The 23902-nt window shown below is 45.3% G+C and carries 21 protein-coding genes and 1 tRNA gene; 7 read left to right on the top strand and 15 right to left on the bottom strand.

What is annotated here, in order from left to right; translation table 11 throughout:
* Positions 1–4: 4 nt before the first annotated feature.
* Complete coding sequence (paaA, locus tag ABQ275_RS23720) at positions 5–1003, bottom strand: 1,2-phenylacetyl-CoA epoxidase subunit PaaA (RefSeq protein ID WP_349315625.1); 999 nt, start codon at positions 1001–1003, stop codon at positions 5–7.
* Positions 1004–1266: 263 nt separating this feature from the next.
* Here paaA and ABQ275_RS23725 point away from each other — a divergent pair, with 263 nt between their 5' ends.
* Both ABQ275_RS23725 and ABQ275_RS23730 read left to right on the top strand, forming a co-directional pair.
* A complete protein-coding gene (locus ABQ275_RS23725) occupies positions 1267–1842 on the top strand; it encodes a hypothetical protein (protein ID WP_349315626.1) in 576 nt (191 codons plus the stop codon).
* 54 nt (positions 1843–1896) lie between these two features.
* A complete protein-coding gene (locus tag ABQ275_RS23730; protein ID WP_349315627.1) occupies positions 1897–3324 on the top strand; it encodes a S41 family peptidase in 1428 nt (475 codons plus the stop codon).
* A 30-nt stretch (positions 3325–3354) separates the two neighbouring features.
* Here ABQ275_RS23730 and ABQ275_RS23735 read toward each other — a convergent pair whose 3' ends face one another.
* The 4 genes from ABQ275_RS23735 to ABQ275_RS23750 all read right to left on the bottom strand — a co-directional run bounded on the left by ABQ275_RS23735 (position 3355) and on the right by ABQ275_RS23750 (position 8638).
* Positions 3355–4254: a M28 family peptidase gene (locus tag ABQ275_RS23735; RefSeq protein WP_349315628.1), complete on the bottom strand. Its 900-nt coding sequence runs from the start codon at positions 4252–4254 to the stop codon at positions 3355–3357.
* 44 nt (positions 4255–4298) lie between these two features.
* Positions 4299–6431: a ferrous iron transport protein B gene (gene feoB / locus ABQ275_RS23740; RefSeq protein WP_349315629.1), complete on the bottom strand. Its 2133-nt coding sequence runs from the start codon at positions 6429–6431 to the stop codon at positions 4299–4301.
* Positions 6432–6589: 158 nt separating this feature from the next.
* Entirely contained in the window at positions 6590–8263 is a 1674-nt protein-coding gene (locus tag ABQ275_RS23745; RefSeq protein ID WP_349315630.1) for a PspC domain-containing protein, read from the bottom strand.
* Between the two features lie 36 nt (positions 8264–8299).
* Entirely contained in the window at positions 8300–8638 is a 339-nt protein-coding gene (locus ABQ275_RS23750; RefSeq protein WP_349315631.1) for a PadR family transcriptional regulator, read from the bottom strand.
* A gap of 394 nt (positions 8639–9032) precedes the next feature.
* Between ABQ275_RS23750 and ABQ275_RS23755 the strand changes: the two genes are divergently transcribed.
* The 3 genes from ABQ275_RS23755 (at position 9033) to ABQ275_RS23765 (ending at position 11921) form a co-directional block, all read left to right on the top strand.
* Positions 9033–9326, top strand: a complete 294-nt coding sequence (locus tag ABQ275_RS23755) for a hypothetical protein (protein ID WP_349315632.1) — start codon at positions 9033–9035, stop codon at positions 9324–9326.
* Positions 9327–9528: 202 nt separating this feature from the next.
* Positions 9529–11178, top strand: coding sequence for a SulP family inorganic anion transporter (locus ABQ275_RS23760; RefSeq protein WP_349315633.1), 1650 nt, complete (start codon positions 9529–9531; stop codon positions 11176–11178).
* A gap of 68 nt (positions 11179–11246) precedes the next feature.
* Positions 11247–11921, top strand: coding sequence for a carbonic anhydrase family protein (locus ABQ275_RS23765; protein WP_349315634.1), 675 nt, complete (start codon positions 11247–11249; stop codon positions 11919–11921).
* A gap of 118 nt (positions 11922–12039) precedes the next feature.
* Here the strand turns inward: ABQ275_RS23765 and ABQ275_RS23770 are convergent, their stop codons facing one another.
* The 3 genes from ABQ275_RS23770 to ABQ275_RS23780 all read right to left on the bottom strand — a co-directional run bounded on the left by ABQ275_RS23770 (position 12040) and on the right by ABQ275_RS23780 (position 15343).
* Positions 12040–13176: a methionine aminotransferase gene (locus ABQ275_RS23770; RefSeq protein ID WP_349315635.1), complete on the bottom strand. Its 1137-nt coding sequence runs from the start codon at positions 13174–13176 to the stop codon at positions 12040–12042.
* Between the two features lie 98 nt (positions 13177–13274).
* Entirely contained in the window at positions 13275–14366 is a 1092-nt protein-coding gene (locus ABQ275_RS23775; RefSeq protein WP_349315636.1) for a mannose-1-phosphate guanylyltransferase, read from the bottom strand.
* A gap of 2 nt (positions 14367–14368) precedes the next feature.
* The gene (locus ABQ275_RS23780; RefSeq protein ID WP_349315637.1) at positions 14369–15343 is read right to left on the bottom strand and encodes a KpsF/GutQ family sugar-phosphate isomerase; all 975 of its coding nucleotides are present in this window, start codon (positions 15341–15343) and stop codon (positions 14369–14371) included.
* Positions 15344–15533: 190 nt separating this feature from the next.
* Between ABQ275_RS23780 and recQ the strand changes: the two genes are divergently transcribed.
* Positions 15534–17711: a DNA helicase RecQ gene (gene recQ / locus ABQ275_RS23785; protein ID WP_349315638.1), complete on the top strand. Its 2178-nt coding sequence runs from the start codon at positions 15534–15536 to the stop codon at positions 17709–17711.
* Positions 17712–17999: 288 nt separating this feature from the next.
* Positions 18000–18075, top strand: a tRNA-Phe gene (locus ABQ275_RS23790).
* A gap of 119 nt (positions 18076–18194) precedes the next feature.
* Here the strand turns inward: ABQ275_RS23790 and ABQ275_RS23795 are convergent.
* The 7 genes from ABQ275_RS23795 to ABQ275_RS23825 all read right to left on the bottom strand — a co-directional run bounded on the left by ABQ275_RS23795 (position 18195) and on the right by ABQ275_RS23825 (position 23683).
* Positions 18195–18605 carry a DsrE family protein gene (locus ABQ275_RS23795; RefSeq protein WP_349315639.1) on the bottom strand — a complete coding sequence of 137 codons (411 nt, stop codon included), beginning with the start codon at positions 18603–18605 and terminating at the stop codon, positions 18195–18197.
* Between the two features lie 41 nt (positions 18606–18646).
* On the bottom strand, positions 18647–19621 hold the full coding sequence (locus ABQ275_RS23800; RefSeq protein ID WP_349315640.1) for a c-type cytochrome: 975 nt from the start codon (positions 19619–19621) through the stop codon (positions 18647–18649).
* Positions 19618–20316, bottom strand: a complete 699-nt coding sequence (locus ABQ275_RS23805) for a hypothetical protein (RefSeq protein ID WP_349315641.1) — start codon at positions 20314–20316, stop codon at positions 19618–19620. The genes ABQ275_RS23800 and ABQ275_RS23805 overlap by 4 nt, the downstream gene beginning before the upstream one ends.
* Positions 20317–20574: 258 nt before the next feature.
* Positions 20575–21387: a helix-turn-helix domain-containing protein gene (locus ABQ275_RS23810; protein WP_349315642.1), complete on the bottom strand. Its 813-nt coding sequence runs from the start codon at positions 21385–21387 to the stop codon at positions 20575–20577.
* 42 nt (positions 21388–21429) lie between these two features.
* Positions 21430–22776: a hypothetical protein gene (locus ABQ275_RS23815; protein WP_349315643.1), complete on the bottom strand. Its 1347-nt coding sequence runs from the start codon at positions 22774–22776 to the stop codon at positions 21430–21432.
* Positions 22777–22861: 85 nt separating this feature from the next.
* A complete protein-coding gene (locus tag ABQ275_RS23820) occupies positions 22862–23380 on the bottom strand; it encodes a hypothetical protein (RefSeq protein WP_349315644.1) in 519 nt (172 codons plus the stop codon).
* Positions 23381–23467: 87 nt separating this feature from the next.
* Positions 23468–23683 carry a lipid II flippase family protein gene (locus tag ABQ275_RS23825; protein ID WP_349315645.1) on the bottom strand — a complete coding sequence of 72 codons (216 nt, stop codon included), beginning with the start codon at positions 23681–23683 and terminating at the stop codon, positions 23468–23470.
* Positions 23684–23902 lie beyond the last annotated feature (219 nt).

The following is a 23902-nucleotide window of genomic DNA, read 5'->3' on the forward strand; positions in this document are numbered from 1 at the left end:
TAATTTATGCCACGGGCAATGCACGTTTTTCTGTAGGATCCATCAATGCCTTGCGTACCCAACGCCCATGTTCTTCTGCCCATTTACGCACCTGTAGCCGTTCTTCATTGCAAGGCCCGCCGCCATTGATCACCCGGAAAAATTCGTCCCAATCAGGATCTGTATATTCCCAGCGGCCGGTATCCGGATTTTTGCGCAGCGCCGGATCCGGTAATGTTAATCCCAGCTCCCATATTTTGGGCACATAGGAATCCAGGAACTGGTTGCGCATATCATCATTGCTGGCCATTTTCACCCGCCATTGCATCAGCTTTTCACTGTGCGTCGATTTTTTATCCGGCGGCCCGAAGAAGTGCATGATAGGCTGCCACCAACGATTCAATGCGTCCTGCAACATCTCCTTTTGGGCAGGTGTGCCGGTAGCCAGGTCTATAAGCGCATCATGCCCCTGTTTCAGGTGAAAGCTTTCTTCATAGCAGATACGCTCCAGCGCCCGGCAGTAAGGGCCGTAGGAGCCCTTGGCATTTGCTACCTGGTTTACGATGGCGGCTGCATCTATCAGGAAGCCGATCACGGTAACATCCGCCCAGGTTTTGGCCGGATAGTTAAATACATTGGAATATTTGGATTTGCCACTCAGCAGGTCGTTGATCATCGCTTCCCTGGATTTACCCAGGGTTTCTGCAGCATTGTACAGCAATTGCCCGTGGCCTATTTCATCCTGCACCTTTGCAATGAGCGCCAGCTTACGTTTGAAGCCAGGGGCGCGCGTAATCCAGGTACCTTCCGGTAAAGCGCCGATCACTTCAGAGTGTGCATGTTGTTCTATCAAACGGATCAGCTGTCTGCGGTATTCCACAGGCATCCAGTCGCCGGGTTCTATCTTTTCCCCCCTGGCAATACGATCCTCAAAAACAGCCAGCTTTTCCGGCTCATCGTGTAGCTGTTCTTCCCGCAACTGTTTTCCGTCTGGCTCGTCAAAAATATATCCGCCGCCGTACATAGTGGGATTGTTTTGGTTGAGAGTAAATTACGGAAAAAAGACCGTTTCCCGATGGAAAATGATTGTTAAAACCCGTTGTTCCGGCACCGGGAAAATGTTATAGAATGCACAAATTTTATCGTTTTTCAGCAGTCACCCCTCATTTTCGGTAATTTTAATCCTGTCGGTTTCCCGCTATGCAATTATCATCTGTTATACTATGTTTACTGTTATTGCCCTTCGGGCAGATGATGTCCTACGCGGTATTCTCTTCTCACAAAAAAATGACCGTTATTCAACTGGTTTTTGAAGACTATCATCAGCCGGATACAGCACAAACGGATACCATTTTTTACGCTGCGAAAAGAAAGCTACAGTGGGAAGATTTCCAGGGAAAGCCATCTCCATCAGGCCCCAGTGCGGCGGTAGCTTATACCAGCTTTGCCTATGAGGGCAACAGTCTCCTCCAGCACGACACCCTGAAAATTACCCTGTCGCTACAGGTTTTCTTCATAAAAAGTGCATCCTGGGTAAGACCGGAAGCCAAAAACAGCTACGCCCTGGCACACGAACAACTACATTTCGATATTACCCGGCTGGTAGTGGAACGGTTTAAACAAAAACTGCTGCAAACAGCCCTGAACCGGGACGACTATGACGGTGTTATACAATATCAGTACATCCAGTCGTTTAGGGAAATGAATCGCCTGCAATATGCTTTTGACCAGGATACCCGGCATGGAATGGACCCCGCCGCCCAAACCCGCTGGCGGGATAAGGTAAATGTAGGGTTGAAAAACAAAGGTGTAATGCCGGAAGAGCTTGGATTTGATTTATTTGGCGCCTTTCGCCCGCACTAGCTTCTACTGATTTTTCGTTTAATCATACCAGTTATATCTCCTAAATTAGCAACTATGCAACCAACCCACCCATACCGATGGCTATTGGCAGGCGTACTATTCGCCTTACTACTCCCATCCTGTAAAAAACGTGACACCCCTGCACCCCAGGGAACAGGCAATATCAATGACAGCATTTTCTTCATTTTTAAAGACATCTACCTCTGGACAGACGTTATCCCCGATTCCGCTACTTTCCGCCCTCACAGCTATTCCAGCACCAACACGATGTTCGAGGCGCTTACGCAGTTCAAGAAAAATGATGCCGGTGCCACACTGGACCGGTACAGCTTCCTGGACGATGGCACTACCTCCAGAGCCCTACAGGAAGGAATAGTAGGCAATGTTGGTTTCGAAGTGGGCTTTCAAACAGATACCACGATATATGTGGTCTATGTATATCCGGGATCACCAGCCAGCAAAGCCGGTGTCAAACGTGGCTGGAAAGTGACCACCATCAACGGGGTAAGCAAATTCAATTACCAGGACAACGCTACCAACGATCTCCTGAACCAGTCGCTGGGAGGCACCAATGCCAGTTTCAGCTTTTTAAAACCGGATGGGAACACACAAACCAGCACCCTCAGTGCGGTGGATTATAACCTGGACCCCATCCTCTATTCCAATATTTTCGACTTTAACGGCACCAAAGTGGGCTACTTCGTCTTTAACAACTTCGTGGCCCTGGAGGATGTGAAACCTAAAATGGATTCCATTTTCACAGCGTTCACCAATGCCGGCATCAAAAACCTGGTTGTAGACCTTCGTTACAATGGCGGCGGACTCCTGGAAACAGCCGAATACCTGGCCAATAAACTGGTACCCGCAGCCAAAAGCAATACCGTGATGTACACACAATCGTTCAACAACAATGTGAATACAGATAACTATAGCGCCTATTTCAAAAACATGAAAGCGCGGCCCAACTATCCGGCCATCAACTGGACAGACATCTTTCACAACGAAGCCACCCAATACAAAACAGCCACCTTTAAAAAACAAGGTGCCCTGGAACTCAGCAAAATCAGTTTCCTGGCAACACACAACACTGTTTCCGCCAGCGAATTACTATACAACGTGCTGAAACCGTCCATGAACCCCGCACTGATAGGGCGCCAGACTTACGGCAAACCTGTTGGCTTTATCAATATCACTTTTGGCCAATACGATATGTATGCCGCCTGCTTCCAGACATTCAATTCAGCAGGAGAAGGCAACTACTTTGATGGCCTGCCTCCCACCGTTGATGTAAGAGATGACTATACAACCGACTGGGGAGACCTGAGTGATCCGCTCTTGCATAGCGCCTTACTGGACATGGGTATCCCCTCCAATCAGCTGGGCAGAATGGCGCTGTTATCAACAAACCGTTTGGGTGTGATGGTAAACGCCCTGAGAGGTGCTACTTTCAGAGGAATGATAGAAAACAGGATTAACAGGTAATAAAATATAGCCTGTAAATCTCTTAATATATTACAGATCCTGGTCAAGGGCTTCTACCACTTCCAGTATCGTTTTCGTTGCCTGGTAGTAGAAGACATTATTTATTCGTGTATACTCATCCGTTAGTTGATGATAATCCGGATGATCTTCTACGCCGAAATACAGGAAGGGAATTTTCTTTTGGTGGAAGGGGCCCTGATCGCTTTGGTTGGTCCAGTTATCGCTGCCCGTTCCCGGCTTGTCGTGGCCGGCAATCAGTTTTATTTTGCTATTGGCCGCTACGGCATCAACGTATTTTTTCAGTGCAGGATATGGCGTGGTTCCGCATACATACAATTCATTTTTATCATTGTGTGCAATCATATCCATATTAATATTCTGCCGGATAGCTGCTATCGGTACCGGGGGCTGTTGCAGAAATGCAGTAGACCCCTGTAACCCTTCTTCTTCGCCGTCAAAAGCAGCAAAGATAAGCGTATGACGGGGCGGATGTTTCTTGAAATATGCCGCCATACCCAGCAGGGCTGCCACACCGGAAGCATTATCATCAGCGCCGTTATAGATACTGTCTTTATCCGCATTGGGCTTGCCTGTTCCCAGGTGATCATAATGAGCAGAAATCACGATTACCTGGTCTGTTTTACCGGGAATATAGCCGTAGAGGTTAGTCCCCATTGTTTTTTTATCTCCTTCCTGGAAATAGAAGGCGTATTCATAGGTGCCGTGATAAGGTGTAAGTCCTATCTGCTTAAACCGGTCTATAATATAAAACTGGGCCATGCGATTGCCACGGGTACCTGTTTTACGGCCTTCAAATGTATCGGCCGACAGTGTGCGCAGGTCTTTCAGCAGCCTGGAAGAATCTATTTTTGTTTGCGCCAGAACCGGCACAGCAAAGAGCAGTGATAAGCAGTAACAAAACAATCTCATAGTACATTTATTGAGTATGAACCATACCCGCAATGTACAAGATATTATTTGAAGATATTAAAGATGATAAGACTGCAGAGATACGCCAGTGCTGTCATGTAAACAAATTGTGCTATCGGGATTTTCCACGATTTGGTTTCGCGTTTCACAATGGCGAGGGTACTCATACACTGCATCGCAAATGCATAAAACAACATCAGCGACAGCCCGGTGGCCAGCGTATATACCGGGGTACCATCCTTCCTGGTGGCGGAAGCCATTTTTTCACGCAGCGTAGCGTTATTATCATCAGGATTTTCACCCACACTATATAAGGTGGCCATGGTACCTACAAATACTTCACGGGCAGCAAAAGAGGTGATCAGGGCAATCCCTATTTTCCAGTCGAAACCCAGTGGGCGGATAGCCGGTTCTATTGCATGACCTAATATGCCTGCATAAGAATGAGATAATTTTTCAGAGCGGAACTCTTTATCCAGCGCATCGGCCTGTGGTGATTCTTTTGGCACCTGAGATATCAGCTGGTCGTATTTCGCATGCAACGGCTCCATTCTGCTGGCTGGCCCATAAGAAGCAAGGAACCAGAGAATAACGGAGATAACCACAATCACCTTACCGGCATCTGTAACAAATATCTTGGCTTTTTCCACCATGGTAGTACCCACGTTTTTCCAGCGGGGAGCACGGTAAACCGGCAGTTCCATGATAAAATAACTCTTCTCTTTAATCCTTACAAACAGCTTCATGATGGCGGCAATAAAGATGGCCATGAAGAAGCCCAGCAGATAAAGTCCCATCATCACCAATCCCTGCAAACCCAGAATACCCAGTATACGCTTGTCTGGTACTACCAGCGCAATCATCATGGTGTAAATAGGCAGTCTTGCAGAGCAGCTCATTAACGGGGTAACCAATATGGTAATAAGGCGTTCTTTTTTATTTTCGATGGTACGGGTAGCCATGATCGCGGGTACCGCACAGGCCACGCCACTGATCAGGGGCATCACGGACTTTCCGTTGAGGCCTACCTGCCGCATAAGCCGGTCTGTCAGGAAGCTGATACGGGCCATATAGCCGGTATCTTCCAATACAGTGATCAATCCAAACAATATCATGATCTGCGGTATAAATACAGCAAACCCGCTGATACCGGCCAGGATACCGTTAATAAACACATCGGTGATCCTGTTATCGGGCAGGATGGAGGTTAACCAGCCGCTCAATGCGCCAAAGCCTCCTTCGATCCAATCCATCGGATAGGAAGCCAGCCAGAAAATGCTTTGAAATAACAGGAACATCACCACCAGCAGAATTACATACCCCCAGAAACGGTGCAGGAGCAGATCGTCTATTTTTTCAGAACGTAGCTGTTTCTGTAGCGGATCTGTTTCCACAACAGTTGCTTTCATGATATGCTTGATCCGGGCATACCGCTGCATGATTTCTTCCGCCTGTACTTTTGTTTTATTGAACTGATGTGTTTGTAATGAGTTCCTGATGGCCAGTTTCTGACCACCATTTAAAAAGCTCAGTTCATCTGTATTTACTGCTATGTGGAGGGCAGCGTAGTCGCTTTTGCCGGGAACTGTTTTCTTTACATCTTCAATAACCGGTTTCGCTAATGCTGCGTTGTTGATAAAGTCGCGTGGTGGCACGCTGTAATGGCCTCTTGCTGCCAGCTCAACGATCTTTTTCAGATCGGCCAGCCCTTTATTCTTGCGGGGGTTGATGGCCACTACCGGCACGCCCAGTTCTCTTTCAAGCCCGTCCAGGTCAATTTCCACGCCTTTCCGGCGGGCAATGTCCATCATGGTCAGTGCTATGATCACGGGTGTTTTCAGGTCAATGATCTGGGAGCAGAAAAGGAGATTACGCTTGAGGTTGGAGGCATCGGCAACGATCACCACCAGGCCCGGGACCTCTTCATTGTTGGGATTGATAAGTACATCATAGGTCACATACTCATCCGCGCTTTTGGGATACAGGCTATAGGTTCCCGGCAAATCAATAATATTAGCCGAGAGCCCGGGAGCAATGTTTGCTGTGCCGGTTTTCTTATCTACTGTTACCCCGGGAAAGTTGCTCACCTTCTGATTTAAACCGGTGAGCGCGTTAAAAAGGGAGCTTTTGCCACTATTAGGATTTCCTACCAGCGCGATGTTTATGGGAGCCTGCATTCCTTACCTTATCCTCTTTTTTAATGTGTTGTGTGCCGAATATGCAAAGTTAAACATTAATCAGGCTGGTCAATGATCGGATCCGGAAAAAAGCAGAACGGTTATAAATAAGAAAACCAGGGTGGCGACCCTGGTTTTCTACCTATTATTGCGCTGTTTTATCTGTTGGAATTACTATCATTTCCCCTGTAGCGGTATTTCACCTCTGTGGAATCGTTGACAGGCAACTCTTTCACTGGTGTAACCGGCCGGATATCATCGGCGCCATCCGGGGTCATTTTCATATTCACAGGACCGGGGTAGTTATCGTTATAATCAAAGTCCCATTCGTCGTCGTACCGGTCATTCCTGCTAAAGGAGTAGTTGCGGTATACTTCTTTATCTACCTCAATATTTTTGCCAACCGGTACCTTAATGATCAGGGTTACCCGCTGTCCCCTGTATTTTGAGTGCGTGGGCAGTGCAAAACCTTCCGGCAGATAGAGTACAGAATCCTGCTGATTCAGCTGGAACTGAATATCCTGTGCCAGCGCGTTGGCCTGTTGCACGGTGCGACCCTGAGAATAGCGGGCTACTTCCACCCCAAAACTGTCGGTAGGACTTTTTTCTATTTTAACCCGGATGAAATTGATGATGATAGTGTCATCTGCCACCATCATGTGGTCATCAAACCAGCCAAAATAAAAGTCGTCACTCAATATCCCCGGGCTTCTCTTCAGGATCAGTTTTCCTTGCGACGGTTGTTTAATGGCAATTACTTCATTCGTTGTATTGCTACGTCTTCTGAAATCTTTTACCACAGAAGTAACGATTATTGCGGCAAAAGCCAATCCCAGCAACCACAGGAACACCAATGTATAGCCTGCATAGCGGTTGCCTTGTTTTGCGCCGGTGAGTTTACGGACAATAAAGATCAGCAACGCTACTACCGGTATACCGATGATCAGTCCTATTGCGGGCCAGAAAAGATAATTCTGTACCGGGGTGGAAAACATCAGGCTTTTTAAAGGGAACAGGGCCGCAGAAGAGATAGTGATTCCGATACCTACTACTATGAGGCAGATCAGCATCACTACAGCGAAAAAGTAAAAGAAACCTTTGGTAACGTATACCAGTACTTTTCCCAAACCTTCAGCAAGGTTTACAAAAAAGCGTTCCAGGTCACCCCCTACTTGTCTTCCGCGGCCCACGGAAAAATTTCGGATATCTTCTCCTACGTTTTTCATCTGGCCTTTCATATGACTCAATTCTTCCTGGATGGTGGTTTTGATATTATTCAGGTCTACCCTTTCTCCTCTCATTTCCAGCTTTTCCGCTGCCGTATCGGCAGAGGGGGTGGCTATCCACAGGATGAAGTATACGAGGATACCGGAACCAAATCCACCGATGGCCAGCAATGCGAAGATGATACGGAAAATCACGGGGTCTACATTAAAGTAGGCGCCCAAACCGCTACATACACCACTTAACACCTTGTTCTCAGGGTCGCGGTATAAACGCTTGCGCGGACGGCGGATATATTCCTCGGAGGTTTCTTCCTGCTTTGCCTGTGCGTTTTCAGCAGGAGCGGCATCGTCAAATTGCTCAGGAGTACCCATGGATGCTTTTACCGCCAGTACATCATCGTCTGTAATGCAATGTGCGCCCTTTTTCAGCTTATCCTGGAATATTTCAGCAATACGACCTTCTATGTCTGCCACAATTTCATCTCCACCTTCCTCTTTCGCAAAGTATTTTTTGAGGCTGTCCAGATACTGACGTAGTATCTCGTATGCACTATCCTCAATAGGGATAAGCCGACTCGACAGATTTATGTTAATTATCTTTTTCATCTTGATGCTGCTTTTAGGATTTTAGGTTAGAGACCCTTAAAGGGGTGTACTGTTTTGTGTTAATTGATGAACAGCGTTGGCCAGTTCGTTCCAGGTGCTTTCCAGTACGCGGTAAAAGGCTTCTCCTTTGTCCGTCATGGAAAAATACTTTCTGGGGGGGCCTGAGCTGCTTTCCACCCACCGGTAGGTGAGTAATTCGGCATTTTTCAATCTTGTTAGTAAGGGATACAAAGTGCCCTCCAGGATATCCAGCTTTGCCTCTTTCATCTTTTCAATGATGTCTGACGGGTAAGCCTCTCCTTGCTTAATGATGGACAAAATGCAAAACTCCAGCACACCCTTCCTCATCTGCGATTGTGTGTTATCAATATTCATGGCAAGTGAGCTTTTAAAAAAAATGTTTTCTTAATGGTGGTTTCTGATCAGTTATTTAAATATTAAAGTGTGATAGCTATTCTTCAACTTTACAATACAAAAGTAGGGAATATTTACTACTATGCAATACACAATACCATAGTAAGCAAAATAACTTGCTTTAAATGTTACCGGAAAAAACAGTCGGGAAGTCTACCTGTCGGGCATCTACATAAATAAATATCCTAAAAAAAGCAAGCTGTAAAAAGTGACGAACGGTTTTAATCAATTATGAATGGATTCTTTCAGGAAATAAGGATGAGAAAGCTGTTAAAATGCTTTAACATTTTTTTAATCAACATAACATGGTATTTATGGTTTCACTAAATTACATTTGTGCAAGTAATATAGTTTCATGAAAAAATTAATCGGTATATTCCTGTTGAGCCTGATGGTTTCTCAACTGCTTCCCATCAAGGAAGTAGGGAAGTTGCTGTTTAATAACCAGATCGTTGAAGAACATCCGGTAGACATGGGAATAGATCATACCAAGATCGCCAAGGAACTGAAGTTCTGCAAGCAATTTGATGTGATGCAATTTAATCCGCTGTTAATTATCAGCACATTGCACTATCAGCTATTTGAAGATATTCCGAGCAACCCGGCTCAGGAAATACATGCCCCGCCTCCCAACGCCTTCAACGCGTAATCAAACCTTATTGCTGTTATCACAGCAATCGTATTCCCAATTAAATTATTTATAGCTATCACTGCCAGGGCATCCTGTATCCATACCTGAGATACGTGTATGTTGTTTGGTAATGGTGCTATTAACCCGTCATTGTAACGTCCACGGTTGCAGCTTTAGCTGCTATCCGGAAACGTGATCCCTGAACGGAAAAGCTCATTTTATGAACAAACAAGCATCCTTATTTTCAAATATTAAAGGCGATTTTTCCGCTGGTTTAGTCGTCTTCCTTATTGCTGTGCCGCTGTGTCTGGGTATTGCCCTGGCCTCCGGCGCACCGCTGTTTGCCGGTATGATCTCCGGCATCATAGGCGGTCTGGTAATAGGTTTCCTCAGTGGCTCACAACTGAGTGTAAGCGGCCCTGCGGCAGGTCTTACTGCAGTAGTTTTAACCGCTATCACGCAAATGGGCGCATTTGACATATTCCTGCTCAGCGTGGTTATTGGTGGCGGTATTCAATTGATCCTGGGCCTGATAAAAGCAGGAACCGTGGCTAACTATTTCCCGTCCAATGTTATTACGGGAATGCTTGCCGCCATTGGCCTCATCATTATCCTGAAACAAATACCGCTTGCTTTTGGCTATGATCCTGCAACAGCCGGCAGCGTTACTTTTTTCCAGGCAGATGGCAATACTTTTTTCAGCTCCATCCTGGCGGCTGTTAATCATATCAGTATTGGCGCCACCCTGATAACCATTCTTTCTGTTCTGATCATTCTGTACTGGAACCGGATCCCGAAACTAAACATCGTGCCGGCGCCACTCGTAGCGGTTATTGTGGGGGTTTTACTAAACCTCGCGTTTTCCGGCAACGGTGTGCTGGCACTGGGATCTGCGCATCTCGTATCGTTACCGGTTCCCGACAGCTTCAGCGATTTTATTGGTCAGTTTACCCTTCCCCGCTTCAGCGCCATCTCCAATAAAGAAGTATGGATCACCGCTATCACCATTGCGATTGTGGCATCTGTAGAAACACTGCTCAATGTAGAGGCAACAGACAAACTCGACCCGCTGAAACGTTATACTTCACCGAATCGTGAGCTGAAAGCACAAGGTATCGGCAATATGATCAGTGGCCTGATAGGTGGACTACCCGTCACCTCAGTGATTGTGCGTTCCAGTGCCAATATCAATGCCGGCGCCAAAACGAAGTTATCATCCATGATACATGGCGCCCTGTTGCTGGTGTGTGCTGCACTGATCCCCATGCTATTGAATAAAATCCCCCTGGCTACCCTCGCAGCAGTACTGCTCGTAACAGGCTACAAGCTGTGTAAGATTTCTATCTTCAAAGAGATGTTTAAAAACGGTAAATACCAATGGGTGCCCTTCGTGGCAACAGTGGCGGCCATCGTATTCACGGATCTCCTGATAGGCATTGCATTAGGTATGGCGGTAAGCGTACTGGCCATTTTACGCGGTAATATGAAAAGCTCCTACTACTTCCGTAAGGAAAAATATAATACCGGCGACAGTATCCGGTTGGAGCTTGCACAGGAAGTTTCTTTCCTGAACAAAGCCAGCATCCTGCTCACACTGGATCACATACCATCCAATGTAACACTGATTATTGATGCCCGGAAAACTGCTTATATAGATTTTGATGTATTGCAAACAATACGGGAATTTAAAGATATCAAAGCCCCTCAGAAGAACATTAATGTTGTCCTCACAGGATTCAAAGAGGTGTATAAGATACAGAACAACGCAGACCTCTCTGTAGAAGAACAGGGCAGACTTACCACCAGTCATACCCACACCATTTCTACAGGGAATCACAGGGAACTCCTGAAACAGTTACAATTAAACTAGCAGAAAGCCAGAAGAATGCCCAACGGAAACCATGCATTCTTCTTTGTTCATCTCACAAATTTTAAAAAATGAAAACACTTAATAAAAAATACCAGGACAGCATCTCCCCCAGACAAGCATTCGATCTGTTAAAAGCAGGTAATAACCGCTTTGTCGATAACCTGCGCATTAACCGTAACCTCCTGCAAATGGTGAATGATACTTCTGACGGGCAGTGGCCTATGGCAGCTATCGTAAGCTGTATGGATTCACGCACTTCCGCAGAGCTGATCTTTGACCAGGGACTGGGAGATATATTCAGCATTCGTTTAGCCGGCGCCGTTATCTCTGATAATGTGTTGGGCAGCCTGGAATATGCCTGCAAGGCGGCTGGTTCCAAATTCATTGTGGTACTGGGTCACAGCAAATGCGGCGCCATCAGCGGCGCCTGTGATACCGTGGAAATGGGGAACCTGACAGGCTTGTTAAATAAAATTACGCCATCCGTTTTTGCAGAAAAAACGGTTACCCATAACCGTACTTCCAATAACCCGGCCTTTGTAGACGCTGTTGCGCACATTCATGTAGAACGTTCCGTACAGGCGATTATAGAGCAAAGCAATATCCTGCGCGAAATGATCCTGAAAGGAGAAGTAGGTATTATCGGCGCTATGTATGATGTGCAAACCGGTATCGTGAACTTTATAGAACATACCCTCACCCTGGAGGAAGCAAAGGAGCCAACAACAGCCATAGCCGTTTAATAAACGGTTTTTATAAAGAAGGAGTCGTTTGTTTTTGAAGTACTTGAGGCATTGGTAACGTGTTTATTCAATTCTTAACAGGATTGTTTAAACCGTTATCAATAGTCTCATGTTTGTTTTAAACCGCTAACAGTCTTGCGGCAGCTTGTTCCAGCGTTGTGTTCTTTTTGGCGAAGCAGAAACGGATCACGTGATCATCCTTAGCGTTCTGGTAAAAAGCTGATACCGGAATAACCGCCACGCCTGCTTCTTTGGTAAGCCGGATAGCAAATGCTTTATCTCCTTCGTCCGAAATGCGGTCGTACTTCATCAGCTGGAAGTAGCTCCCCTGGCTGTGTAGCGGCGTAAAGCGGGAACCGTTCATCAGGTCCAGGAAGTAATCTCTTTTTTGTTGATAGAAGCCCGCCAGCTCCAGGTAATGCGAAGGCGTTTCCAGGAATTTAGCGAGGCCGTATTGCATGGGTGTGTTCACCGAAAAGCAGAGATATTGATGCACCTTTCTGTATTCCTGCGTCAGGTGTTCCGGCGCTACGCAATAGCCCATTTTCCAACCGGTATTATGAAACACTTTACCAAAAGAAAAAGTAACAAAGCTGTTGCGGTAAATAGTCGGGTATCGCAGAATACTGTGGTGTTGGGCGCCATCAAAGATCAGGTGTTCGTATACTTCATCAGACAATACCAGCAGGTTAAATTCCACCACTAGTTTTTCCAGTTCTTCCAGATCATTTTCCTGTAAGATGCTTCCCGTTGGATTATGCGGTGTATTGAGCATAATCATTTTGGTACGGGAGGTGATTTTACGCCGCACCTCCTCCCAGTTGATCCGGTAGTCCGGAAAGGAAAGTGGGATCAATACCGGTTTCCCGCCATTTACAAGCACATTGGGAATATAGCTGTCGTATGCCGGTTCAAATATAATTACTTCATCACCCGGATGGATACACGTAGCAATGGCCGTAAAGATGGCGTAAGTGCCGCCGGGTGTAATTGTTATTTCTGTATCCGGATTGATGTTTTGCTGATAGAGGCGACCGATTTTAGCTGCAATCGCCGACCGTAGCGGCATCAGCCCGGGCATGGGAGCATATTGATTATGCCCTTGCAGCATGGCTTCATTCACCAATGCTTTCAGTTCATCACTGCAATCGTAATCCGGAAATCCCTGTGAAAGATTAATAGCGTTGTGCGTAGCTGCGAGCGCAGACATCACGGAAAAGATGGTAGTACCGGTATCAGGCAGTTTTGAAATCATTTAGTTATTTAATTAAAATGAAATTTAGATATTTTGTTTCAAAGCAAGCCGCTTTTGGAGACAAAATATCTAAATTTCAAAATAATCAAATCCCAAAATTATAAGAACTTCTCCCCTTTATTCCGTTTGATCTCACCCACATATTCTTTGATCTGTTGTTCGTTATCTTTTTTGCAGATAAGTAACACATCATGGGTATCGATCACAATAAATTCATCGAGGCCTTGTAGCAGTACCAGCTTGTCGTTAGGCACTTTCACCATGCATTTGGTGGCGTCAATGACTACTACATTTTTACCTTGTACCGCATTGCCGAGGTAATCCTTTTCCAGGTTCTCGTAGGCGGAAGCCCAGGTACCGAGATCGCTCCAGCCAAAGTTGGAAGGGATTACGTATACGTTGGCCGCTTTCTCCATAATGCCATAATCTATGGAGATGTTGGTACACTGCGGATAAACCCTTTCAATCACTTCTTTTTCCTGTGGGGTGTTCAGGGCAAAAGTGCTTTGCTCAAAGAGTTCATTTATTTCGGGCAGGTATTCCCGGAAAGCCGTCAGGATGGTTTTTACATTCCAGACAAAGATGCCGGCGTTCCAGAGGAAATCGCCGCTTTGCAAAAATGTTTTCGCCAGTTCCAGGTTCGGTTTTTCTGTAAATGTTTTCACCTGGTATACATTATCCGCTACCTGCTGTGGTTCAAACTGGATATAGCCGTAGCCGGTATCGGGACGGGTAGGTTTGATCCCCAGGGTGATGAGGGCGCTGTTTTTTTGTACAAACAGGAGCGCGTTGAGGCATGCGCTGGTAAAAGCGGGACCATCAACGATGAGATGATCTGCAGGTGCGCAGATGATATTCGCCAGCGGATCCTGTTTATGGATTTTGTGTGAGATATATGCCACACAAGGAGCCGTATTCTTTCTGGATGGTTCACTCACAATATTGGCCGCAGGGAGTTCCGGTAATTGTTCGGCTACCTTGGAATTATATTGCTGGTGTGTGACCACAAAGATGTTTTCCTTTGGAATGAAGTTGGCGAAACGTTCATAAGTCCATTGAAGCAGGGTTTTCCCGGTGTTCAGGATATCCAGGAATTGCTTGGGATTGTCTGTGCGGCTGTGGGGCCAAAAGCGGCTGCCAATACCTCCTGCCATTATTGCCACATAAAAGTGGCTGTTCAGCTGTGTCATTTCTAAATAATTCCCTCTCTGATTAAATCATGTAAGTGAATAATACCAGTATATCGTTCTCCATCCATTACCAGCAGTTGTGTGATATCGTTCCGGCGCATCATTTCCAATGCATTGATAGCCAGTTCGTCCTGCTGGATCATTTTTGGGTGTAGCGACATGATATCTTTTGCCGTTACAGAAGCTGTAGCTACATTTTTCTCCAGCATTCTGCGCAGGTCTCCATCTGTAATAATACCTTTTAATAACTCCTTTTCGTCCAGTACAGCTGTTACACCAAGCATTCCGGAGGAAATTTCCACAATTACCTCCCGGAGGGAGCTGTTGATCAATACCTTTGGCGCCTGATGCTGTTTGCTAAGATCTGCTACTTTAAGATATAATTTTTTACCCAGTGCGCCACCGGGATGAAATTTTGCAAAGTCAGCAGCCGTAAATCCGTGCCATTCTATGAGGCATACCGCCAATGCATCTCCCATTGCCAGCTGCGCAGTGGTGCTGGTAGTGGGTGCAAGGTTATTAGGGCATGCTTCCTGGCTAACGGTCGTATTCAGCACATAGTCCGCTTCTGCGGCCAGGAATGAGTCAGTATTCCCCACCATGGCTATTAATGTGTTGCCAAAATTCTTCACTAAGGGTACTAATACCTTTATTTCTGCAGAAGACCCGCTTTTGGAGATACACATTACAATATCTTCCTGCCGGATCATTCCGAGGTCTCCATGGATAGCATCAGCAGCGTGCATAAAAAGGGCCGGTGTGCCGGTAGAGTTAAGGGTGGCAACAATTTTCTGGGCAATGATGGCACTTTTTCCAATGCCGGTCACCACCAGTCGTCCTTTGCCTTGCGCTACCAGTTCCACCACCTTTTCAAAATCTGCATCTATAAACTGCTGCAAATCATTAATAGCTGCTGCTTCAACCGCAATTGTGCGTTTTGCTACCTCTCTTATGTTATTGGTTCCGTTCCTTTTCATGACAATTTACAAATTTATCATTTTTTAGTCAGCACCGGTACGATCATGTAATTTATATTGATACTACGCGCTTTTTTAAGTAACTTCGTGTCCCCTAAAAAACATATAAAACTATTTCATCATTTGTCAATTCTTTAGCGTTTTACCGTTTTTAAATTTGAATGCAATGGCTGTTGTAAAGGTAAGTTTGATGGATGCATTACGAGAACATTTTGGGTTTGATTCCTTTAAAGGAAATCAGGAAATAATCATTAATAGCATCCTATCAGGTAAAGATACTTTTGTTATAATGCCAACTGGTGGAGGTAAATCTCTTTGCTACCAATTACCTGCTCTGATGAGCCCCGGTTGTGCACTGATCGTTTCACCCCTGATCGCGCTGATGAAAAACCAGGTAGACCTGGTTCGTGGCTACAGCAGCAGGGACAATGTAGCACACTTTCTTAACTCCACGCTTTCCAAAGCGCAAATAAAAAAAGTGCGCGCAGATCTCCTGTCAGGTACAACCAAGCTACTGTATGTGGCGCCGGAAACCCTGACAAAACAGGAGAACCTGGATTTTTTCAAGGAACTGGAAATTTCATTTATTGCCGTAGATGAGGCACACTGTATTTCTGAATGGGGCCACGATTTCAGACCGGAATACCGTCGTTTGAAAGAGATGATCGATCAGATCAGTGACAAGCTGCCTATCATCGCATTAACCGCTACGGCTACGCCCAAAGTGCAGAGTGATATTGTAAAAAATCTCGCATTAACGAATGCGAATATATACATCTCGTCATTTAACCGTCCTAACCTGTATTATGAAATCAGGCCCAAACGCAAGAAAGACCAGGTGATCAAGGATATAGTAAAATATATTCATCTACATAAAGGCAAAAGCGGCATTATCTATACCCTCAACCGTAAAACAACGGAAGAACTGGCTGATATGCTGACGGCAAACAACATCAAGGCAGTAGCTTATCATGCCGGTCTTGACCCCGTTACCAGGGCACAACGCCAGGATATGTTCCTGCATGAAGATACCGAAGTGATTGTTGCTACCATCGCATTTGGCATGGGCATCGACAAGCCGGACGTACGCTTTGTAATTCACTACAACATCCCAAAAAGCCTGGAAAACTATTACCAGGAAACCGGCCGCGCCGGCCGTGATGGGCTGGAAGGAAACTGTGTTTGCTACTACTCCCTTAAAGATGTGCAGAAACTGGAACACCTGATGCGCGATAAGCCACTGAGTGAACGTGAAATGGGCGCACAACTGATCAACGAAACAGTAGCCTATGCAGAAAGTGCGGTTTGTCGCCGTAAAGTGATCCTGCACTACTTCGGTGAAAAATATGAAACGGAAAACTGCGGTCAATGCGATAACTGCCGCAACCCGAAAGAAAAAATAGAGGCTAAAAACCGTGTAGTGGTAGTCCTAAAGGCCATCCGCGCACTGGAAGAACGCTTCGGCGCCGACTATGTGGTGAACGTCATCACCGGTAAAATAACGCCGCAGATCAAGACCTATCGCCACGATCAACTGGAAATATTCGGAGAAGGAAAAGAATTCGATGCACACTTCTGGAATTCCCTGATACGCCAGATGATGCTGGAAGGTTTGATTGAAAAAGATATTGAAGAATACGGCCTGCTGAAAGTAACGGAAAAAGGTAAAAAATTCCTGAAGAAACCCTTCTCTATCATGGTGGCCCTCAATCACCAGTTTGACGAAGACGGCATCGAGGAAGAAGAGGAAGCAGCAGCAGAAGCACAGGCCTCCGCAGATCCGGCATTGTTTGAAATGCTGAAAGAACTGCGTAAAAAAGTATCCAAGGAAAAGAACCTGCCTCCCTTTGTGATCTTCCTGGAAACATCCCTGGAAGACATGGCCACCCAGTACCCTACCACGGTACAGGAACTGGAAAAAATCCAGGGCGTCAGCAAGGGTAAAGCGGTTCGCTATGGCAAGCAGTTCCTGGACGTGATCTCCAAATTTGTGGAAGAAAATGATATCACCAAGCCGGATGATTTTGTGATGAAGAGTGTGGTGAACAAAAGCGGCATGAAGGTATTTATCATTCAGAATATCGATAAAAAGATTCCACTGGAAACCATCGCCAAAAACAAAGAGTTGAGCATCTCCCAGTTACTGGATGAAATGGAAACCATTGTTGCCAGCGGCACCAAACTGAACCTGGATTATTGCCTGGATGAAGAACTGGATGACTATGCCCAGGAAGAGATCATGGAATACTTCAAGGGATGTGAAACTTCCAGTCTGGCCCTGGCCCGCGAAGAACTGATCGAAAACGATTATTCGCTCGAGCAGCTGAAACTGATGCGTATTAAGTTCCTGGTGGTTTACGGAAACTAAACCAATAGTTGACGAAAATCAGTCTTGTACAGCTTATCAATATAAATGATGATCACCACCGCGTTCCTGCTCCATGCAAATAGCGCAGAAATGCAGTGGTGATGCAGTGAAAAGAAGAGAAAAAACTGCCCAATACGTGCACTGGCACCGGCTTTAAGCGTATCAGCAACCACGTAGTATCCGCAGTAAAAAAGTGGGTCGAAAAAAAATCTGCAATAAAATTTTGTAATTATAAATTTTATCTTACTTTTGCAATCCCTTCACACGGAAGGGGATATAAAAAAAGATGGTGCGGTAGCTCAGTTGGTAGAGCAAAGGACTGAAAATCCTTGTGTCGCCGGTTCGATCCCGGCTCACACCACCAGCATAAAAAAAGGTCATCGGAAGATGGCCTTTTTTTATGCCCGTAAGTACCGGTCCAACCGGGTTTCAGCATTTATTATGCGCAGGGAGCTCTGACCTCCACAGGCGTATCACATTTTACTATTGCGCCACTTTGATATACCCCCACCCTTCTCTCTGTTTAGTGATTATTTCATAAATGGCATCCGGTACCACGTCAACGCCCGGGATCAATTCACTGGCGTCTTTATTATTCCGTTTCATGGTAGCACCACATACTTTTACGCTCACTCTTTTATTGTTCAGTAGCTCTGTGAGGGCAGGTGTAATTTTTGATTTATCTTTCAATACCATATCCAATGCATCGCCGTAAACGGCCACCTCCAGCTGTGCATCCGGACTCCCTTTCAGGATACCGTTCATTTGCCGCATCACCGTGTTATGATCCTCTACCGATTTACTGGTAATATCAAATATTACTTTGTAATCAGCCTGGGCATAAGATGCGAAATATCCAAGCAAACATCCAACAAGTATGAACAGCTTTTTCATGATCATATTTTTATTTGAAATGATGAATATTAACTAGCAGTTTATTTAATGTGCCCCTTGCTCTTTTGATGAAGAATGGGACCAAAAGGACCGTATTTATGTTGCTGCTCGGAAAAGGTATCGCTGAACGGTCCGAAAGGATGATCTGCCGGCTTGGTGCTTATTACAGGCCAGTCTTCAGGGAATACCTTAACGGGACGTGGTTGTGAATTTACAAAGGCCGCCACATCCCACGCTTCCTCGTCCGTTAGTTGTGTTTTGTTATAGTCAGCGCCAAACGGCATATTGTTTTTTACATATCCGGCAAATCTCGATATCCTGTAAATGCCGGCACCTGTATTATAGGCTTTATCTCCCCACAAAGGCGGATACTCGTACTCAACAGCATCTACAGACAGTTTCCCATTACCATTTTCTCCATGACATTTACTGCATTGCTGCACATATACCAGCTTACCTTTTGTGGTATCTGCCCTTCTTTCCAGATACGCCATTTCTTTTATTCCGCTTCCAGGTGGTTTGTATCCTTTAGGTACATCTTTCCCGAGCCATTGTATATAAGCTATCATGGCCCTGAGTTCCCGGCTGTTGCTGTCGAGGACTTTACCATTGAGACTGCGGATCAGGCAATCATTCACTCTTTTGGCAATCGATTCAATGGCGCCGCTTCTTTCCCTGAATTTAGGGTACATAGATGCTGTACCGCCATAATTGTTTCCCCAGCTTTTAGTCCCCGCCGCCAGGTGGCAATTCTGGCAGTTCATACCATTGCTGATGGTCGCTATTTTTCCTTTAGGTCCCAGGTATACAGCGGTATGCGCAATAAGATCCCGGCCATAACGGATCATTGCGCCATTTGGTGTATGCGGAATCGTACCTGTATCAGGAGCTATCCATAACACCGTCATTGCCTTTTTTCCATGTTTAGCCTGATTGTTGAAAAACATTATAATAACAACCAGGATCAATCCCAGCAACAACACACCCCACAACACCTGGAAAGAATATCGTTTCATCCCGCAAAACAATAACCGCAATTCCGTTCCTGAGCACGGCCTACGGCCCACACACCGGAAGGCACCAGTTGTATTCCCGGTAAGATTCCGTTCGTCCATTCTTTTTTTACTTCAGCAACGTCGAGCGACATGTTTTGTGCCACCACTGCGCTATACACTGTCATCGCCATGTTACACACGCAGAATAATACGCCACTGGCCTGCAGTTCATTGATTCCAATTGCTACGTCACCAATGCCCGGAACTTTAAAATCTCCCGGTTTAGGTTCCCAGAACGGGTTCCTGACTGCCGGCGCTTTTGTGGCAGGATCATCTGCCTTAAACATCTCTCCAAATTTATACTTGGCCCATAACTCACTTTTCATAGCGTATGGAATCGCGTCGTGACGTAACACCACCACCACACAGCATTCTTTTTCGGGAGTACCCGTAGCTGCATTGGTCAATAAAAACACTTTAGGCCAGGCAAAAGGCAGTATATCGTGCGGACGCACTACATCCAGCACCATTTTGTGTTTCCCCTTGATTTTATTTACCCATGCTTCGAGATCTTCGGGGCCAATATCCATTTTTTCAGGGGAGAACGCTGCCTGCAGGTCCAAAGGAGCAAAAGACGGCATCGTAAACACCGTTGCCCCTGCGATGATCTTCCCGAGAAAATCACGGCGGTTGGTTGCTTCGTTTTCAGTATTCATATGATTGCTATTTTGGTGAATGCAATAATTACCTGTAGCATCTGTATTGATAGCAGATAGTTAGTAAAACAGCTTTAAAGGATAGCGGGGATTCCGAGGAAACGGTCAAAAATATCAGGAGATGCATTTTCGACATCATTAATACGGCCAATTCGTCAACCAATGTTATCATTGCTTAACCGTATTAACACGGGGAATTGTAAGTGATGCTAATGTAGGAAAATAAGAATGGGGACTATCGGATAAAAGTGACAAAATTTAAATTCCCAACGCCTGTTCCAGGCTGCTGCGGAAACCAGGATATTCATGCGGCAAACATCCCGCGAAATGCCTGAACTCATTAATAAAATGGGTTTGGTCGCTGTACCCGAACCGGTTAGCCAACAAACACCATTGAACATTTTTTTCTTTTTCTATGTATTCAATCGTTCGTCTGAAACGCACAATGCGACAAAATGTTTTCAGATGAAGCCCTGTTTGTTCCAGAAAACTTCTTTCTAAAGTACGTTTAGTAAGATAGGTTCCCGATTCCAATTGCCGGATGGTAATATTCCCATCTGCTGTATATATCAGCCGTATTGTCTCATTCAGATTTCTCGAATATTTTCTTTCGTTTAATAACTGGCGGATAAAAAATGCCTCCAGGATAGCAATCTGTTGTTCTCCACTACTGCATTCCCTTATCTGATTCCCTAATTCATGCATTTCACAACCGGCAATAACCGACAGATCACTGCTTTTATTTGTGAATTTTGTTGCCGGAATATGAAAGAGTTTGAACCAGGCACCTGGTTTAAGATTTACCACCAGGGTTTTCATTCCCGCATAAATGCAGTATTCACAAACAGTATCATTCGGACCCATAATGCTGTCTGATGCTACATATTCCTTATTAGTAACATCATAAACCTTATCCGGTGGGCCTAGATTAAATACGAGGTTTTGGATGAGGTGTGGCAATATGGTCATCTTCCGGCCGGCTTCCTCCTGGAAATCACTTTCCACGATCAGGTAGGAAAGTATATAATCCTGTAACAACCTGTGTGACTGGAAAGATTGCACCTTAAACATATTCAAACGCTTTATATTCAGCATTTTAAATCCCATAAACCCTCACTCCTCATACACAATCCGGATCATATTATTACGTTTCAGGTCTGTATTTAGTTCTACTGTTTTTGCATCTTCCCCAAACCTTATGCGTAACACGGCTGTATTGGGCGGTATGCTTCCCAGGTTATCCGCCATAAACAGCAACCTGTTTTCTCCGCGCTGCAGTGTTACGTTTATTTGCTGTACTTTCTTTTTCACCGCAAAACCGCTGGCAATCCAGGTATCGTTCAGCCGCAGGGAGATGCTGTCGCCATCTTCTGTTTGTCCGTCCCATAATTCGAGGGTGATGTTGGCCTGCTTAACAACGAGAGAAGTAACCCACTCATCCTGACGGGTAGTAGCCTTTGCGGTGCGCTGCAATGTATCCTGTAATGGCGGTGGCACAGTAATCCCGGGCTCCCTGTAAAATTGTGCCACCAGGAAAGTGGCAAATGCATTGGGGCCGTCGCTGAAATCGAACGAGTATTTCCCGCTATCAATATTCACCCGCATATCCCCGGTATTGGGTGGCAGTCCACCATAATTATCTGCAAAAAAAGAAAAGATATTCATGCCGGTATCCAGCCTTATTTGTTGCTCGCGGGTCTGGGCATTAATCTCCATGCTGTTCATCAGCACCTGGCCGTTATGCACAAGAGTGACCGTATCTCTATCCAGCTGGTCTTTATCGATAATGGTGATGTGCGCAATGCTGTCTTTTACCATTATTTTTTCATAAATACCAAAGTAGATAGAATCTTCTTCCGGGTGCAGGATCCGCCGCGTATGCGGATCATTCCAGGGCTTATTGTTTATTTTTTTCAGCTGAATACTGTCTCTGTATAAAAAATCGCGGAGCGCCACTTTCGTGTTCACAAATATTTCATCATCGGCATACAGTCCATGCATAAAAAGACCGAAAGCATTGATCCACATTCTATGAAGATTCAATACCGGCATAGCGTTGGAACCCTTTCCATAATCGAAAGTACCATTCAGATATAACATCCAGGACCGCAGTTTAAAAGGCGTTTCTTTTATCGGGTATTTACCCCTGCCTATACCCAGCTGCTGATCATTTTTTCGCGCCAGCAAAACTTCATAGACGCCTGAAAACGGCGGATAATCCAATTTCAGCAAAGCGGGATATAACATATGATAACTGCTCTCTCCTATCTGCAACTCCATAGTGATGGCAGGAATATGTGGCCAGGGTTTATACACCATACGCCAGGTGCCCGTCCATTTATCAGCCGGAGCCGCCGCAATGCGGGCTTGTGTAGGTCGCGCAGAAGTGCGCTGCGCATGCGCAATCTGTATCAATCCTGTTAAACAGGTAATCAATAAAGCAATGGTCTGTATTCGCATATCAGCTATTCGTTAACAACAACTTCCTGCAACTTACATCATCATTGCCGTAAGAGGAAATCCGGATACGCTCCAAGGTAGCAGACTATACGATGTCGCTGATCAGCTTTGCAACCTCATCCCGCCGCTGTTTAAACCGGAGGGAGGATTGGGTAACCAACGTATCAAAAAGGTGAATACGCCCCTTTGTAATAAAACGCCGCAGCTGCTCCAGGTCCTGTTCTTTCATCGGTTCCTGGTCATAGTAACTGCTGGTCAATACCAGGTAATGTAGTTCATACGACGTCCGGTTCAGGTATTCCAATACCTTTTTGATATCATGTGCACGGCCGTCGAAGATCAGGCTCATGAGGATCATGAAAGAGGTATTGGTATCTGTATGTCGTTCCAATACATCGTTGATACGATTCAGATAGTCTGCTGTGGAGTTACTGTAGTTCGTGATATTGATCACTACAAATTTCCCGCTATCGAATCCGGGTGCGTAGATTGGCGCCTTGTGAGGGAAGAAATTTTTTCTGTTAAAAAGATGGTGCAACATTAATCTCTTTCCTGAATGTGGATAGCCAACAAGCACAAATAATTTTCTGGGCTTAACCTTCATGCATCAAAAGAATAAATTAATTCTCAAAAGAATGTTAACCATTTCTTAACGACTCAAATTAATTTATTTCCGATACCATGATTAAAATTATAACCGCTCTGCCAGTAGCGCAATCAGTTGCGCACACGGTAAAAATAACAATTGTGCCAGTAAAGTGCCTGCAATACGGGCGACTACCATATAAACAATAAATTTCCGGAAATATCCCGCACTGATCTTTCCCAATACCACATCATCCGTCAACACTGATAAAACAGGATCAATAAACAATGCCATCAGGATGGTAGCAATACCATTGATCACCGATGATAAACTACTCGCAGTGGTTCGGTACTCAATACCAGGATATTAAACAGGGAAAAAGTAATAGCGATCCTCCCCGTTCTTACCCCCACAATCCGCACGGCATAGGACAATGTGGTAATGAGGTTAATCAACACAGTGAGAACGAGCACAATAATAATCTGCGGCATCATTGGGTATTAGTTTAATAGACTCCCTAAACTAATAATTATTCTGTTC

The sequence above is a fragment of the Chitinophaga sp. MM2321 genome (assembly GCF_964033635.1).
Classification (GTDB): Bacteria; Bacteroidota; Bacteroidia; order Chitinophagales; family Chitinophagaceae; genus Chitinophaga.